Here is a 15,801-nt window from a genome sequence, read left to right as displayed (position 1 = left end):
GTTTGCCGACCGGCCTACCACTCCCCGTAGCGGTTCCACTTCCAGATTGAATAGCGCCCGCGAAGGCTTCTGACCAAGCGTTCCAGCAGAAATACCAGACGGGTGTGCGACCATCCCGGCTTCATCGCGATACGGCGTTCCAGCCCGGACCAGCCCGGCACGCTATGAACATCTGCGACAAGGCCACGAACAACCTCCTGCAGGACGGGCACCTGAGCGCGACCTGGCCCAGGCCGATCGAACTGTCTCTTCGCGATCTCCACGACGTTTGCAGCCAGCCCTGCGCGTGCGCTTTGCTCGAGAATTGGCGCTTCTGGCAATTGTCCTGCCAAACCGGCGAACAGAATGGTGAAAACGTCCCGACGTTCAGTGACATCGCACAGGCAATCGACCTCCCTGGACGACAGGCTTTCTGCGTGATCGCGATGCCACGCCTGATCCGCTCCATGGATATATGCCACGTCGCTGAAGGCAGACATTCGCAACCACATCTCCATGTCATGCGCATGGGCGAGTTGCTTCTGTCCGCCGACCCGATCGACCACCGATCGGCGCATCAAGGCTTCCGGTGAGGTGATGACATTCGTCGACGTGCGGCATCGATCCGAAAGCCAGAGAAGGCCGGGCCAGATCGTCCAGCTGGTCGGCCTTTCGCGCGCCGCTGGAAGTGCTTCACCATCTCGGAAATGCAAAGGGCGTCCATAGACCAGGCCGACCGACGGATAGCGGCGCATGACCGCTATGGCGCGCTTGAGCGAGCCGGGCGTCAAAAGGTCGTCGGCGTCGAGCCGTACGAGAAACTCGCCTTTCGCCCGTGCGAGCCCGTCGTTAAAAGTCTGTACCGGCCCGCAGTTTCTTGGATGGGACAGGACCACGATCCTTGAGTCCTGTCGCGCAAGCTGGCGGGCAACCGCCAGGCTGTCATCTGTCGAGGCGTCGTCGACAATGATGACATCGACGATCGCTTCTTCCTGTCCAAGCACGCTCGCGACCGCACCGGGAAGATAGCGCGCGTAGTTGAAGCACGGGATGACGACAGTGACCGTGCCCTCCGGCAAAGCTGTCGGAACCGCTTGCACCCGGGTCTTGCGAGCTATGGCGGGCTCGCGCTCGGCAAGCGCGGCATCCGTTTCCCGATCGACCACGCTCGAAGATGAGGGGTGCGATACGCTCATGGCAGCGCACGCGAAAAGGCACGTCGGGCCGAAGCCATGCCCATCACCAGCCTGAACTTTGCCTCCTCGACCACAGACGATCCGAGTGACGGCAGCCAGCTTGCCAAAGGTGCCGGATTGGCGATCGTATCAGCATATACATCGATGAGACGCTCGGCAGCACGGTCGAGGTTGTATCGTTCTTCGGCAAGGTGCCGACCCAACTGGCCAAGTTCCAGGCGCTTTGCGGCGTCGTGAAGCAGTGGTTCCAGGATTGCCTTCAACTCCGCCGCCCCGCCTCCCCCGTCGCCGAACCAACCCTGATAGAGAAAAAGACTGCTGGTTTGCGGATCGAAGAGTTTCCAGAAGCCTCTTTTGCCCTGCACGACGAGCGGCTTGGAGAATGCCAGTCCCTTCAACGCGGAGCTGCCCATTCCGAAAACGACATCGGCGGCTTCGTAAGCATCCCGCGGATCGCTCAGCGACCCGGTCACGATGATGACCTCTCTGCCGAGGCGGCGATTGACCACTTCTGCTGCCCTCTCGACATCCGCGCGCCCCTCGCCATCACCGACGATCAGCATGCGCACCGGCAGCCTTTCGGCCAAATCGCCCGCAACGGCAACGGCTTGCAAGACGCCCTCGAGCTTCTCGTGTTCGAGCGCCAGACGGCAAACGACCGAGATCACGAGCTCGTCTTCGGTAAATCCCCATCGTCGTCGTGCCTTCGCAACATCGCGGACAGCGTTCTTCCTGACGTCGATCGGTGGCTCCATCACCATGGCGTTTGCCCGGCGCACCGCGCTGTCGGCGAGTTGGTGCGTGCCCACGAACAAGGGGATATGCCGAGGCAGAGACGTCATCACTTCCATTGATAGGACAGTCATGACGACAGGTGTCCCATTGCGAAGATGCGTGCCAAAAGCGGCTTCGATGCTTGGGCGCCACTCATAAGCGTGGATCACATCGACATGCAGGCGTCGTGTCAGTTCCATCAGATGACCTGCCGTGCGCGCTGAGGGATAGTACGACTTGACCGGTGTCGGCACGAAAGGAAGCCCCAGTTCCTCGATCACCGTGACGAGTTCACCAGTTGGAGCCGTGATCGTGACCTCGTGCCCACGATCGCGGACCGCGGCGGCAGCTTCGATCGCATTGAGCTGGCTGCCGCCCATGGCGAGTTCGTGTGGATAGACAAGAATGTTCATGCAGCAGCCTTCCTTGCCCCGGCAGAGATCGCTTCGCGGTAGAAGGCAAGGACGTCCGTCCTCTCCCGTTCGAGCGTGTAGTTCTCCAGCACGAACTGCGATGCGCGCGCACCTCGCTGCGCGCACCAGCCGGGTTGAGCCCGCTCACGTCCAATTGCCTCCTCGACAGCTCTTGCAAAACCCAGAACATCGCCGGATTCCACAGGCTTGCTAAACTCGGCTCGAAAGAATTCACTGCCGCCGAACCCCGAACTGCCGATCACATAGTTTCCGCAGGCCATTGCTTCGGCCGCTGGCAGTCCAAAACCTTCCTGATGCGTGAAGGCAAGAAAGATGCGGGACATCCGCAACTGGTCGGCAACGGCCTGATGCGAGAGCCCGTCAAGCGCCACGACGTCCCAGCCATCAAGCGTCCCGCGAGAATGCAGCACGTTCAGGACCTGCTGCGCATCATCCTTGCCGCGACGGGGCATGTAGGTGATCCTGGCAGCCCGTCGCGCGTCGGATCCGCGATTGAACAGCGCCGCATCGATACCAATGTGGACACGCTTTACCGGTGCGCCGGGGAATGCATACTCAAGCAGTTCCTTGTTATGGGCCGATACGGTCAGCATCCCCGCCAGACCCGGGCTCTGCGCGAGCGCCTTCATCTCTGAAGCCGATACATGTTGCCAGGTCAGATGCACGTTCTGGTTGAACAAAACGTACCGGGCGCTTTTCGGCACGTTCGCCAGAAGGTCGGCATCGACCTCGGGTACGACAAGAAGATCGCCGCGCTGCACCTTCGCACTTTGGACGTCTGTCACGCAGGTTTGGTTGTCGAACCAGTCGCAGCGGAAACCTGGCTGCTGGTGGAGCACGAACGCACGCAGACCCGCACTGTTCAGGATGTCCACATGGCGGTAGATGACGCGTATGCCGCCGGCCGGCCGCCGGTAGTCGGGCGTAAGGAAATAGATGGAAGGACGGGGTGTGGCTGCATCGCCGATCGGCAGGCTAAGCCGCTGGCGGCGATGAACCTCGATAGCGTTGGCGATCCTGCGGCAGAAGGCGCGCGGGCCACTTTGTGCAGACCAGGAATTCACAATTGCCATGAGCATACCACCACGGGCCTTCTTGTCCGGCAGGATCTTTATCGTGCCTGGGAGCCAAACGACGCAAATCAGTCAAATGGCGATGGGCCTCGCACGGAGCGTGAATGCCCCTTAGACTTTGGCGTTAGTGCACGGACCCATGCACCCCTAAATTTCACCGGATCTGCGCAAATCCTGCTCCGCTGCGGCGGCAGGCAATGTGGCCCAGGACGCCCATGGAAACCGGCCCCATGGCCCCTCCGCGTCAGTGGGAAAAGTACCTGCTCGCGATCGGCCTGAGCCGAGCCGGCAGCGACTGCACGGACAACAGACCGGCCAGCAGCTTCAGCGAGTACAGGCCGCACGCGCATGTGCAGGCCAATCCCAGCAGGCTGGCGACCATGACAGGCAGCAGCGCGAACGCCAGGAGAAGCAGCGTCGATGCTCCCGTGAACAGTCCGATGAGCCTGAGGTTGTCCGGCGACCAGCGGAAGCCGCACATGATGCGGACGATCACGTACACGAGGCCGCAATGCCAGACATAAAGGCCGAAAAAGGCGATGCCGGCCCCCATGATCCCAATCTGCATGACGAGAAACCAGGCCAGTCCGACGTGGACGACGGTGGCAGCCACTTCAGTCCAGAAGAATGTCCGGTTGGCGGCGCGTGCGACGATGATGAACCCCAGCGGCCAGGCCAGAATTCGCAACATCATCCCAAGGCAAATCCAGCGGAGCAGATCGACCGCGGACAGGAACTCGCCGGAGTAGAGAAGGGAAAGGATCACCGGGGCTAGCGTGAGGGTCGCCAGAACTCCCGGACCCGCCAGCAAAATGCTGACCTGTACCTGTTCGTTGACCAGGCGATTGCATGCCTCGTCATCGTCGCAGACAGCAGTCAGGCGCGGGTAGAAGTCGGCAGCCATGGCCTGCAGGATGAAGCTCGCATAGAGGCCGCCAACGGTCCACGCTGCCTGATACAAGCCGGCTGCAAGCAGACCGTCATGATGGAGAACGATGAGCCTGATAACGTAGGCGCTGCCGAGCGTCAGCACGCCACTGACCATGAAGACGAATCCCAGCCGCAGCAGAGCCAGGGTTTCCTTACGCATCTCTGGCCATCCGATGGCCAGGGATGCGACCACGATCTTGCGGCTGTACCACCACGACGCCGCCACCTGCACCACGGCCATCAGAACCAGCGCAGGCGCGATGCCGTCGCTGCCCCACCAGTAGATGAGTGGAACGCCGATAAGGGTGCTTGCTGCGGCCCCGATCGTGTTCATCCAGGCAAGGTCCGCGATCCTCCGGTGGCCTTGCACGACGGCAAGCTGCCCGCCGGCGATGAGACGAAAGGCTATCGCGAGGCCAAGCAGGACGGTAGCCCCCTGCAATCCCTCCCCCACGGTCATGCCGGATATCAATGGAGCGATGAGCGCGAATCCGGCTCCACCCAACAAGGCAAGGACGAGCGAGATGCGCCGCACCACGATTGTCGTCAGCGCGATCTGGCGTGAGTCGCCGCCGCCTTCTGCGTTGGCGATCTGGCGCACGCCGCTGGTCTGAACCCCAAGTCCGCTCAGCGTCTGGCCAAGATCGAGCATGGAGTTGTAGAGGCCGAACAGGCCGACGCCAGCTGGCCCGAGCAGGATCGCAAAAGCCTTGTAGCGGATTATCGAGAAGACGATACTGATCAAGGACGACGCTCCGATCAGCGCCGTCGATTTCACGATCTGCTCACACGATCCGCTCTGCGTCTTCGTCGGCGCTCCGTGCAAGTTGGCGGAGCGTGCAACAGCGTCGGTCATCACAGCCGATCACTTGCCAGCGAAGCATCGTCGGATGGCAGTCTCGATTCCGCGGAACAGGCAGCAAGTCCAGCTCGGGTGCCACGCGCATAGCCTGGCGAGAAGAATTCAGCTGCGTCTTCAAGGCGTGATGCAGTCATGACGGAATTTCTCGCTGTCGCTGCTGGACGGTTCCCGCTCGAACAGATCGTCGACTTCAACGACGATATCGCCAACATCCTTGTTGCGCTCAATGTGAAAGCTTTCTGGCCATCACGCCATTCCCCCAAAAGGGGAGGGAGCGAGGCCGACTCCAGAATGCAAGCGCTGTCCAAGAAGCCAAGTGCAAGCCACGCACCGCGGTCAATCTGCACGATCATCGTCTTGCGCAGCACACGAGCTGGGCCGGCACATGGCCTTCGCACAGATCTCCTCACCACTTCGACGTAGGCGCTAACGCATTTGCAGTGATTTACGGCTGCTGAGCTCTGGATGACGATAAGCCCGGATCAACCAGGAGCCGCGCCATGTTTCACGTCTGCAATCGCACCGACGCGGGCTTCTCGCAATGATGGTCTCCGTCGAACTCGGCGACGGCGTCGTGATCCACCATCCCGATCTGGTCAACATGTACGGGTGCCGCATCGGAGCCCGAACCAAAGTCGGTACGTTCGTCGAAATCCAGCGCAACTCATCCATCGGTGAGGACTGCAAGATCTCCAGCCACAGCTTCGTCTGCGAGGGTGTGACGATAGGAGATGGCGTGTTCATCGGCCATGGGGTGATGTTCACCAACGATCGCTACCCGCGCGCAGTCAACGCGGATGGTTCCCAGCAGACCGACAAGGACTGGCAGGTCATTCCCACGAATGTCGGCAGCCGTGCATCGATCGGCAGCAACGCCACGATCCTTGCCGGCATCACCATTGGCGTCGACGCGCTGGTTGGCGCAGGCGCGGTCGTCACGAGAGACGTGCCAGACCAGGCAATCGTCGCCGGAGTTCCCGCCGTTGTCGTCGGATGGAACGAACATGTGCAAACGCGTCGGCAGCTTGCGAGGAGCGCACCATGATCGGGATCGCAGTCGTGGGCTACGGATACTGGGGCCCGAACCTCGTGCGCAATCTGGCCGACATCGCATCGACGAAGCTGGTCGCGGTCTGTGATCTTCAGGTCGACCGGCTGCTTCAGGTGCAGGCGCGCTATCCCGGTGTCAGGATTACGGACAATTTCGACGACATTCTCGCCGACCCGGCGGTGGATGCGGTGGCGATCGCAACGCCCGTGGCTTCGCACTACCGCCTGGCGATGGGCGCCTTGATGGCGGGCAAGCACGTCTTCGTCGAGAAGCCGATGGCAGCGTCGGTGGAGGAAGCGCAAAGGCTCGTCGACGAGGCCGCTCGCCGTGGGCTGGTCATCGCGGTCGACCACACGTTCATGCACACGGGCGCGGTCCGAAGGATGCGCCAGATCGTCGAAGAGAGCCTCGGCGAGGTCTACTACTACGATTCCGTCCGCGTGAACCTGGGCTTGATCCAACGCGACGTGAACGTCCTTTGGGATCTGGCCGTACATGACCTGTCGATCATGGACCACGTGCTGCGGGAGCGGCCGGTCGCCGTATCGGCGACGGGCATGAGCCATATCGCCGGCAGGCCGGAAACCATCGCCTATCTCACCTTGATGTTTCCAAGCCGCCTGATCGCGCACATCCACGTCAACTGGCTCGCGCCGGTCAAGGTCAGGCGAACGCTGATCGGGGGCAGCAGCAAGATGATCGTCTATGACGACCTCGAGCCCAGCGAGAAGATCAAGGTGTACGACAAGGGGGTTGTGCTGTCCGAGGCCGAGACCGGCAGCGAGCTCTACCAGGCACTCGTTGGATACCGTACGGGCGACATGTGGGCGCCGAAGATCGACGTCTCGGAAGCTTTGGCGACGGAATTGCGCGAGTTTGCGGACTGCATCGAGAGGGGGGCGACACCCGTTTCCGATGGCGAGTGCGGCCTGCGCATCGTTCGCATTCTGGAATCCGCGACGCAGTCACTTTCCCAGCGCGGACGCATGATCGATCTCGAAGATGCAAGGAAGGTAGCATGATCCCCTTCCTCGATCTCAAGGCGCAATATCAGGACCTGCGTGAGGAAATCGAGCCTGCGGTCCTCGCCGTGCTGGCGTCGGGCAACTACGTTCAGGGCGAGGAAGTTGCCAGGCTCGAGAGCGAATTCGCAGACTATTGCGGAGCGGCACACGCGGTCGCGACAAACTCGGGCACGAGCGCATTGCATCTGGCGCTGCTGGCGGCAGGCATACAGCCCGGCGACGAAGTCATCACCGTACCATTCACCTTCGTCGCGACCACGTCCGCGATCTGCTACACCGGCGCAGTGCCGGTATTTGTCGATATCGATCCGGAAACGTTCAATATGGATCCGGCGTTGATTGAAGCCGCGATCACGCCGCGTACCAAAGCGATCCTGCCTGTCCATCTTTACGGACAGATGGCCGACATGGATGCCATCCTCGACGTTGCCGCCCGTCACGGCCTGACGGTCATCGAGGATGCCTGCCAGGCACACGGCGCCGAATATTACGGGCAGCGCACCGGCAGCTTCGGCGCGTCTGCATGCTTCAGCTTCTACCCGGGCAAGAATCTCGGCGGCTGCGGGGAAGGCGGCATCGTCGTGACGGACGACGACGAACAAATGCGCACCATGCGGATGCTGCGCGACTGGGGTCAGAGCAAGCGGTATCACCACATACTCAAGGGCTTCAATTATCGGCTCGACAACATTCAGGCGGCAGTGCTGCGCATCAAGCTGCGGCATCTCGATAGCTGGACAGAGGCGCGCCGGGACCGGGTCGACACGTATCGTTCACTGCTCCAGGGGTCGAGGCGGGTCACCGTTCCGACAGAAGCGCATGGTCGCCGCCACGTCTATCACGTCTTCGCCGTTCGAGCCCAGGATCGCGATGCGCTGCAGCGCGGACTTCTGGCGGCAGGCATTCAAACCGGGCTTCATTACCCCGTGCCCGTACACCTCCAGCCCGCACACGCCGACCTGGGCTACCGGCAAGGCGACTTTCCCCAGGCGGAGGCCGCGGCCCAGCAAGTGCTGTCGCTGCCGATCTATCCCGAGTTGACGACTTCCCAGATCATGGAAATCGTCCAGGCGGTGGAGCACTCGGCATATGTTGCATGAATCTCCTTACACCGGTCGCATCGTTGGAGCGGTACATGGCCGCAATCCGGCGAAGCAGGACCATGGTTTCGAGCGGGAGTTCGCCACGACGCTGACTGGCAGCTATGATCGCGCCGGACTGATTGAGCTTTATGCCCGCTTTGCCACCAGCGACGGCGCGCTCGACGCGATGATGCGCCGGACGATCCTGATCGCGCTGGCTCACAGGTGCGGAACGGGGGTCACCATCGGTACGGGCGTCGGCTTCAAGCATCCTGAAACCTTCGAGATCGGCTCAGGAGTCTTCTTGGGCGCGCAGAGCTACATTCAGGGGCGCTTCGACGGCAGATGCATCATCGGAGACAATGTCTGGATCGGCCCACAAGCCTATTTCGATGCCCGTGATATTGTCATCGGTCATTCGGTCGGCTGGGGACCTGGCGCCAAGGTCCTGGGATCATCGCATACCGGCATTCCGGCCGAAATTCCGGTCATCGCGACCGACCTGAGCATCCGTCCTGTCAGAATCGGCGACTGGGCCGACATCGGCACGAACGCGACCGTCCTTCCCGGCGTCACGGTCGGCAAAGGTGCGATCGTCGGCGCCGGTGCCGTCGTGGTCGACGACGTCGCGCCATTCGCCGTCGTCGCCGGGGTGCCGGCCAGATTCCTCTACTGGCGGAAGGGATCGGGCGCATCGCGTCGGCAACTGGGCTCGGAGGAGGCACAATGTTGAAGGGCAAGCGTATCCTGATCACGGGCGGCGCCGGCCTTGTCGGCTCGCACATCGCCGACCTGGCTGCGCTCGAACAGCCTGAGAAGATCATCGTCATCGACAATTTCGTGCGAGGGCGCCGCGAAAACCTGCGGCACTGTCTGGACCGCGTGCCCATGGTCATAGCGGACGGCGACATTCTCGATACGGAACTGCTGGCAGAGTTGTTCGAGGGCGTCGACATTGTCTTTCACCAGGCGGCGATCCGGATCACGCAATGCGCCGAAGACCCTCGCCTCGCCTTCGAAGTTCTCGGAACCGGTACGTTCAACGTACTGGAAGCCGCGGTGAATGCGGGCGTGGCCAAGGTCGTCGCCGCTTCTTCGGCGTCGGTGATCGGGCTGGCCGAACAGTTTCCGACCACGGAGAAGCATCACCCCTACAACAACCGAACGATCTACGGAGCGGCGAAGGCCTTCAACGAGGCGTTGCTGAGCTCCTTCGCGGAGATGTACGGACTGAACTACGTGGCGCTGCGATACTTCAACGTCTACGGTCCGCGAATGGACGTCCACGGCGCCTACACCGAGGTGCTGATCCGGTGGATGGAACGCCTGTCGGCCGGGTTGCCGCCACTCATTTACGGCGACGGCCTCCAGACCATGGATTTCGTCCATGTGCGCGATGTCGCGCGGGCGAACATCCTGGCGGCGAAGTCCAGTCGCACCGACGAGGTCTACAACGTCGCAAGCGGGGCTGAGACAAGTCTGGCCGAACTGGCGGCCATGCTCGCCAAGGTGATGGGGTCGCAAGCTCTTCCCGAGCATCTTCCGGCTCGCAAGGTCAATGCGGTGACACGGCGACTGGCCGACATCAGCAAGGCGCGCGAGCAGCTTGGATTTGTCGCACAGATCGAACTTGAGGAGGGGCTTCGCGATCTCGTCGACTGGTGGCGATCGGAACGCGCGCATTCGGTGGCGGCAGAATGAACGTCCAGCGAACAGTCATTCCCGTCGCAAGACCTGTTCTCGAGGAAGCCGAGGCGGATGCGGCACGGCGGGTCATACTGTCGGGTTGGGTCACCCAGGGGCCGGAAGTCGCAGCGTTCGAACGGGAGTTTGCCGCGCTGGTCGGCGCCCCGCACGCCTGTGCCGTCTCGAATTGCACCACCGCGCTGCATCTGGCGCTGAAAGCTGTCGGCGTCGAGGCCGGCGACGAGGTCGTCACGGTCAGCCACACCTTCGTAGCGACCGCCAATGCGGTTCGTCACTGCGGTGCCGTGCCAGTGTTCGTCGATATCGCCCCCGGCAGCTTCAACATCGATCCGGAACTGATTGCCAATGCGATCACGGCGCGCACAAGGGCGATCTTGTGCGTCCATCAACTCGGAATGCCGTGTGATCTTCAGGCGATCGTCGACATCGGCATAAGAAATGGCGTTCCCGTCATCGAGGACGCCGCATGTGCGATCGGCAGCGAGATCTTGTGGGGCAGTTCGTGGGAGCCGATCGGCAAGCCGCATGCCGATATTGCGTGCTTCTCATTTCATCCCCGAAAGGTGATCACCACCGGCGATGGCGGCATGCTCATCACATCGAACCCGCATTACGACCGGAACTTCCGTTTGTGGCGACAGCATTCCATGAGCGTTTCGGACACGGTACGGCACGGATCCGCGACCGTCCTGTTCGAGGAATATCCGGAAGTTGGCTACAATTATCGAATGACCGATGTCCAGGCAGCCATCGGGCGGGTCCAGCTTGGTCGCTTGCCTCAGATCGTTGAACGGCGGCGGCGCCTGGCCGATCTCTACCGGGTTGAGCTTGCAGCGGTGCCGGGCATTGCCGTGCCAAACGAGCCGCAATGGGCGCGCAGCAACTGGCAAAGCTTCTGCATCGCTCTTCCCGAATGGGCCGTTCAGCAACAGGTGATGCAGGGTCTCCTCGACGCGGGCATTTCAACACGGCGCGGCGTCATGAACATTCATCGCGAGCTTGCCTATGCCGATCCGCAATCGCACCGGCAAGGCTCGAAGCTGGAACGCAGCGAGGCCGCCCAGGACCGGGCCATCATGCTCCCGCTTTACACCCAGATGTCGGAGGCCGATGTCGTTCGCATCGCTGGGACCCTGGCGAGTCTCGTGGCCCCGGCCTGACATCGATTGCAGCACGCTTCGGTATTTGGCATCGCTCAAGTTGCGTTCGACCACCTCTTTGAGAATGCCGTCGAGTGGACGATGGCGACCGCCGAGCGCGAGGCCGGCAAGCCGCGGATGTCGCGTGCCGGGTGTCGCTGCTCAACGACACTTGTTCAGCACGATCCCGACGATGTTGGTGACCTGCGAAAGCTCCCTCTCGCAAAAGCTTGCTTCTTCGGAGGTCGTTACCCCGGCCTCCAGAACCAGCAAGGCACAGTCCACGCCGGGAGCGAATGACAAAGCATCGTCATGCTCGAGCATGGGCGGCAGATCGAATATGACGACGTCGAGGCCTAGCCGCCCGACGAGCCGCTCCACCACATCCGGCGTCGCTTCATCAAACAATTGATCACCGGAATCGCCGATGCGGCATGTTCCGACCGCGAGGTTGGAGGAACAGCGCAGGAAGGGTTGCTCCTCACTGCTGTCATCGCGCATGTAGGACACGACGGAACGCTGTCTCGGGAGGCCGATGTAGTTTGCGACTTTCGGCCGCCTGGAATCGAGTTCGACGAGGAGGCTGCGCATGCTGTGCCGCCGGGCGATGCTGAAGGCGAGGTTGATGCTTGTGAGCGTCTTGCCGGAGCCAGCGCCGGGGGCGGTTATTGCAAGCGAGCGCCAACCGTTTTGTAGCATCCTGTGCATGATGCGCGTCCGTATCAAGTCGTAGCCGGCGCTCAGCGGGTCGTTCTGATCCCAGGTGACAATGCGATTTGCCGCCAGATGATAGCGGTCTGGCACGGCGACGGGCAGAGCGTTCCAGACTGCATCCGCAGCCGGAGTGGCACAGCCCATCTGCGATGCTGGAATGGCCGATCCTTCGTGCGAATGGACGGATTGCTCGACGACAGCAGCGCTGCGATGAAGCATCTTGGGATCCAGGGCGTGGATGAAGTTCATGTCGCGCCCAACTTGGGCATTCCTGGCAGGACGCGGCGGCGAGGCTTAGGCAAGACCGGAATCGTCCCGAGCAAAGGCGATTGGAGCGTAGCTGCGACCTGGGACGGACGCCGGATCGTGCGGTTGAGAAATTCGATAAGAAGAATGATGGCGGCGCCGACAGCTCCACCCGTGAAAAGACCGCCCGCGGCGATCAACCTTCGCTTCGTTCCCAGCCCGTACACGGGCGGCGTCGCTCGCTCGATGATGGATACAGTCTCTAGCCCTGCTCCGTTTTCGATCCGCTGTCCGATCAGCGCGTCGCCAAGCTTTGCGACGACCGCATTGTACTGTAGCTGCAGGTTGTCCCGATCGCGCATGAGCGCGCTCAAGGCACGTTCGCTGGCGGGCGTTTGCGCAATCGACGCGCTAAGCGTGTCGACATGCTCGGCGATCTGCTTCTTCTCCTCGGCGATCGCATCCAATCGGTCCTGGATCTCAGTACGGTCCATTTCGACCGCGGGATCGGACGGTGACGCGGAAACCATGTCTGCCCGCAGCCCTTCCCGCAAGGCACTGATCCGCGTCTTCAACGAGGCAATCGTGTCACTGTCCTCGACATAGATCGAACGCTGCTGAATGAGCGCGCGTTCGAGTTCGACAAGCATTTGCCTGGCGGGTGAAGCGGCCACCGCATTGCCGCCTTGAAGCAGCTGATTTCCAATCCGGCCAAGATTGATCTGGCGATTGTAAAGCATTGCCTCCTCCCTTGTGAGCTGGGTAAGTTGTTCCTGCGCTGCCGCCAGCTGTGTGCGACGAAATTCGAGGCTGTCGGGAAGACTTTCTTGATTGGCGTTCTTGAACTCCAGAATAGCAGTCTCCGCCTTTGCGAGCGCACGGCCCAACCTGGTTCTCTCGGTGTCGAAGAATCGGATCGTTTCACCGGCGCGGGCAGCACGGGCATCGGTACTGACCTCGAGCAGCTGTGAGGCGAGACTGTTTGCGACGGCGGCCGCCAGCGAAGGCGTCTGCGCATCGAAGGAGATGCTGACGATGCTTGCACCCGAGCTGTCGGGGTTCAGCACGAAATGATCAAACTGAATGCGCTGGCGCAGATCCTCGATCATGTCCGCGGGCGCGGGTGTCGGGTCAGCGCCTTCGTAGATCCCCAGCCTATCCGCCATGTCCAGCAGGCTGTTGCGGGTCGTGAGCCTCTCGCGAACAACCTGCAGCTGCTCGCGTGCGGTGCTGGACGCCGTCGGAGGTGCGAGTTGCGCTGGTATCGGCGGGTTCTCGATCAGGATGCGCGTTGTCGCGCGGTACATTGGCACGATGAGCAACGCGGCCCCGATACCGATCCCGGCACCGACCAACGCCGACAATACGAGGTAGGGCAACCGCCGCCACGCAAGAGCCAGATAGTATCGAATATCGGAGTCGCTCATGAGGCACCGTTGTCAGCAAAGCTCGAAGGTAGCCGATGGAGTGCCGCCCATAGGAGTCGACCGTTCGGCGGCACCGCCCGCATCCAATAAACCATAGGTCGAATGCATCATTCGGAGGACCTGGATTATGGTCCGAAGCATCGTGGCCGTTGTGATGATGCTCACGCCGCAACCTGAGCCTAGTTATCGGTCGACAGCCGTAGACTGGCGCCTGGCGGTCCACTGCCTACGCCGAATGACGGACCCTGGTGTGACAACGGGTCGAACTGGTCACCTTTGCAAGGCGGGTCACTGTCAAAGTGATCAGGGGCCGACATCGTTTGGCCCATCGCAAATCTTGGCGCCAGCGCGCAACATACAACTATTTCCTACTTATGATAGTTCATCATCTTCTACACTGATCGATTTTGATTGTACTTTATAGCTAGTTTTTGATTATTTATTCATTCTAGATTTCGCGCATAATTCCAGTCGCAGAATATTTTCTCTCAATTCTTATGCTCCTGGACGGCTCGTCTCGCGCCGATGCCAGGCCGCCCCTCACATGAAACTGCTGGCGCCTTGGCGCCTGCTGGAGGCGTCCATGCACGAAGACTTCAATGCGTCGGTGTTGCCCTTTCAATCTGGCATCGCGGACCCTTCACTTGCTGAATTCGCGCTGCCGCAAATCTATCTGCCGATCAAGCGCACGCTCGACATCGCTCTGACCATCGCAGTTGGTCCAATCGCGCTTCTCATCGTGCTGCTTCTCGCCGCCGTCGTTGCCCTCGACGGGCATGCGCCGTTCTACTGTCAGCCGCGCCTCGGCAAGGCCGGCAGACACTTTCGATTGTGGAAGCTGCGCTCGATGGTTCAGGGCGCTGAGGGGAAGCTGTCCGACTACCTCGCGGCCAACCCCACAGCCAGGGAGGAGTGGGACCGCACGCAAAAGCTGCAGCATGATCCCCGCATCACTCCGGTCGGCAGACTGATGCGGAAGTACTCGCTCGATGAACTGCCGCAATTGTGGAATGTGCTGCGGGGGGACATGAGCCTTGTCGGTCCACGCCCGATGTTTCCCGAACAGCGGTCAATCTACCCCGGCAGCGACTATTTCTCTCTGCGGCCAGGGATCACCGGGCTTTGGCAAGTGACGGCGCGCAACAAGTCCTCATTTGCCGAGCGTGCCATCTATGACAGCGAGTACGCGCACCGACTGTCAGCGGCCACCGATGTGAGGATCCTCATCCTGACGCCGATCGTCATGCTGCGAGGCACGGGTGCGTAACTGGCTGGGCATTCGCGCTGGACGCAAAGGATACTGAAAAACCGCCAGAGGCGGTTTTTCGAGGCCTGAATCTGGCTCGGCGATCAATCGGCGACGCTGCGCTCGAGATAAAGATCGTTGATCTTGAAGGCCACTTCCGTCCGATTGGTCGCCTTCAGCTTTTTCATGATGTTTCGCACGTGCACCTTGACGGTGCTCTCGCGCAAATTGAGCTCGAAAGCTATGATCTTGTTGGCCTTGCCACGGCGCAATGCATCGGCGACCTCTGCCTGCCGCAAAGTAAATATGTCGGCAACCGGGCTGACGACCCCCTCACCGGACTCGAGAGCTTGCCGCAGCGATTTGGCGCTGGTTACAGGAACGAACGTGCCGCCTGCGATGGCGAGCTTGATGGCCTTCACGCAAATTTCGACTCCGACCGAAGTGGGAATGTAGCTGCGCGCACCAAGTTCGAGCGCCTTCAGGACGTTGTTCAGATTGTCGCTGTCGGCCAGTACGACAACCGGTACCACAGGGAATTCGCTAGCGAGGGTACGAATTTCTTCGGAGAGGGAAGCTTCGCCGAACTTTCTACCCCCGAAGCTCAGCAGGATGGCGGCGATGGACCCTTTGCGATCGCGCTTGGATTTCCACTCCTGGATCGATCCGTAGCCTTGGACGTTCCACTCGCCGTCTTGCGAGCGAATGCTGCTGGCCAGACACTCCCGATCCAGCGCGCGTGGATCGATGATGACAAGTGACGGGGTCCGCAATTCCGATCCTGCAGCCGGAGACCTCGAAGAACCTCCCCATCTCGCCCGTTTCATGATTCAATCTTCCGGTGATTTGCGGGAGGCTGCAGATGCGGGGACAGGTTGGGTTCTGGGATATTGACGAGCGTTATGTACGGCTGAGC

15 protein-coding genes are annotated in these 15,801 nt (G+C 61.2%); 8 read left to right on the top strand and 7 right to left on the bottom strand.

The genetic code is table 11. From position 1 onward, the window contains the following. Positions 1 to 14: 14 nt before the first annotated feature. The 4 genes from GTK01_RS17595 to GTK01_RS17580 all read right to left on the bottom strand — a co-directional run bounded on the left by GTK01_RS17595 (position 15) and on the right by GTK01_RS17580 (position 5,242). Positions 15 to 1,145 (bottom strand): glycosyltransferase, encoded by a 1,131-nt coding sequence (locus GTK01_RS17595; protein ID WP_252928454.1) that lies wholly within the window; start codon positions 1,143 to 1,145, stop codon positions 15 to 17. 26 nt (positions 1,146 to 1,171) lie between these two features. Further along, a complete protein-coding gene (locus GTK01_RS17590) occupies positions 1,172 to 2,329 on the bottom strand; it encodes a glycosyltransferase (RefSeq protein ID WP_252928453.1) in 1,158 nt (385 codons plus the stop codon). A 29-nt stretch (positions 2,330 to 2,358) separates the two neighbouring features. After that, positions 2,359 to 3,456, bottom strand: coding sequence for a glycosyltransferase (locus GTK01_RS17585; RefSeq protein WP_252928451.1), 1,098 nt, complete (start codon positions 3,454 to 3,456; stop codon positions 2,359 to 2,361). Positions 3,457 to 3,700: 244 nt separating this feature from the next. Beyond that, complete coding sequence (locus tag GTK01_RS17580) at positions 3,701 to 5,242, bottom strand: O-antigen translocase (protein ID WP_252928449.1); 1,542 nt, start codon at positions 5,240 to 5,242, stop codon at positions 3,701 to 3,703. A gap of 138 nt (positions 5,243 to 5,380) precedes the next feature. On the opposite strand from GTK01_RS17580, the gene GTK01_RS17575 reads away from it, so the two are divergent. The 7 genes from GTK01_RS17575 (at position 5,381) to GTK01_RS17545 (ending at position 11,273) form a co-directional block, all read left to right on the top strand. After that, the gene (locus GTK01_RS17575; protein ID WP_252928447.1) at positions 5,381 to 5,671 is read left to right on the top strand and encodes a hypothetical protein; all 291 of its coding nucleotides are present in this window, start codon (positions 5,381 to 5,383) and stop codon (positions 5,669 to 5,671) included. 118 nt (positions 5,672 to 5,789) lie between these two features. Then, positions 5,790 to 6,293: an acyltransferase gene (locus tag GTK01_RS17570; RefSeq protein ID WP_252928445.1), complete on the top strand. Its 504-nt coding sequence runs from the start codon at positions 5,790 to 5,792 to the stop codon at positions 6,291 to 6,293. Further along, positions 6,290 to 7,321 carry a Gfo/Idh/MocA family protein gene (locus GTK01_RS17565; protein WP_252928443.1) on the top strand — a complete coding sequence of 344 codons (1,032 nt, stop codon included), beginning with the start codon at positions 6,290 to 6,292 and terminating at the stop codon, positions 7,319 to 7,321. Before GTK01_RS17570 ends, GTK01_RS17565 begins: the two co-directional genes overlap by 4 nt. Next, positions 7,318 to 8,424 (top strand): DegT/DnrJ/EryC1/StrS aminotransferase family protein, encoded by a 1,107-nt coding sequence (locus GTK01_RS17560; RefSeq protein WP_252928442.1) that lies wholly within the window; start codon positions 7,318 to 7,320, stop codon positions 8,422 to 8,424. Before GTK01_RS17565 ends, GTK01_RS17560 begins: the two co-directional genes overlap by 4 nt. Further along, a complete protein-coding gene (locus GTK01_RS17555) occupies positions 8,414 to 9,139 on the top strand; it encodes a DapH/DapD/GlmU-related protein (RefSeq protein WP_252928440.1) in 726 nt (241 codons plus the stop codon). Before GTK01_RS17560 ends, GTK01_RS17555 begins: the two co-directional genes overlap by 11 nt. Further along, complete coding sequence (locus GTK01_RS17550) at positions 9,136 to 10,107, top strand: NAD-dependent epimerase/dehydratase family protein (RefSeq protein ID WP_252928556.1); 972 nt, start codon at positions 9,136 to 9,138, stop codon at positions 10,105 to 10,107. Before GTK01_RS17555 ends, GTK01_RS17550 begins: the two co-directional genes overlap by 4 nt. Further along, complete coding sequence (locus tag GTK01_RS17545; RefSeq protein ID WP_252928438.1) at positions 10,104 to 11,273, top strand: DegT/DnrJ/EryC1/StrS aminotransferase family protein; 1,170 nt, start codon at positions 10,104 to 10,106, stop codon at positions 11,271 to 11,273. The genes GTK01_RS17550 and GTK01_RS17545 overlap by 4 nt, the downstream gene beginning before the upstream one ends. Before the next feature lie 141 nt (positions 11,274 to 11,414). On the opposite strand, the gene GTK01_RS17540 is transcribed toward GTK01_RS17545, so the two are convergent. Next, positions 11,415 to 12,215 carry a CpsD/CapB family tyrosine-protein kinase gene (locus GTK01_RS17540; protein ID WP_252928437.1) on the bottom strand — a complete coding sequence of 267 codons (801 nt, stop codon included), beginning with the start codon at positions 12,213 to 12,215 and terminating at the stop codon, positions 11,415 to 11,417. Beyond that, the gene (locus GTK01_RS17535) at positions 12,212 to 13,639 is read right to left on the bottom strand and encodes a lipopolysaccharide biosynthesis protein (protein ID WP_252928435.1); all 1,428 of its coding nucleotides are present in this window, start codon (positions 13,637 to 13,639) and stop codon (positions 12,212 to 12,214) included. Before GTK01_RS17535 ends, GTK01_RS17540 begins: the two co-directional genes overlap by 4 nt. A gap of 544 nt (positions 13,640 to 14,183) precedes the next feature. Between GTK01_RS17535 and GTK01_RS17530 the strand changes: the two genes are divergently transcribed. Next, complete coding sequence (locus GTK01_RS17530; protein WP_252928433.1) at positions 14,184 to 14,906, top strand: sugar transferase; 723 nt, start codon at positions 14,184 to 14,186, stop codon at positions 14,904 to 14,906. Positions 14,907 to 14,989: 83 nt separating this feature from the next. On the opposite strand, the gene GTK01_RS17525 is transcribed toward GTK01_RS17530, so the two are convergent. Further along, complete coding sequence (locus GTK01_RS17525; protein ID WP_252928431.1) at positions 14,990 to 15,658, bottom strand: response regulator transcription factor; 669 nt, start codon at positions 15,656 to 15,658, stop codon at positions 14,990 to 14,992. Positions 15,659 to 15,801 lie beyond the last annotated feature (143 nt).

Source organism: Aliihoeflea sp. 40Bstr573, assembly GCF_024105655.1.
In the GTDB taxonomy this organism is placed as follows: domain Bacteria; phylum Pseudomonadota; class Alphaproteobacteria; order Rhizobiales; family Rhizobiaceae; genus Aliihoeflea.
The sequence above is the reverse complement of the archived record's forward strand: the minus strand, read 5'-3'. Positions and strand labels throughout refer to the sequence as shown.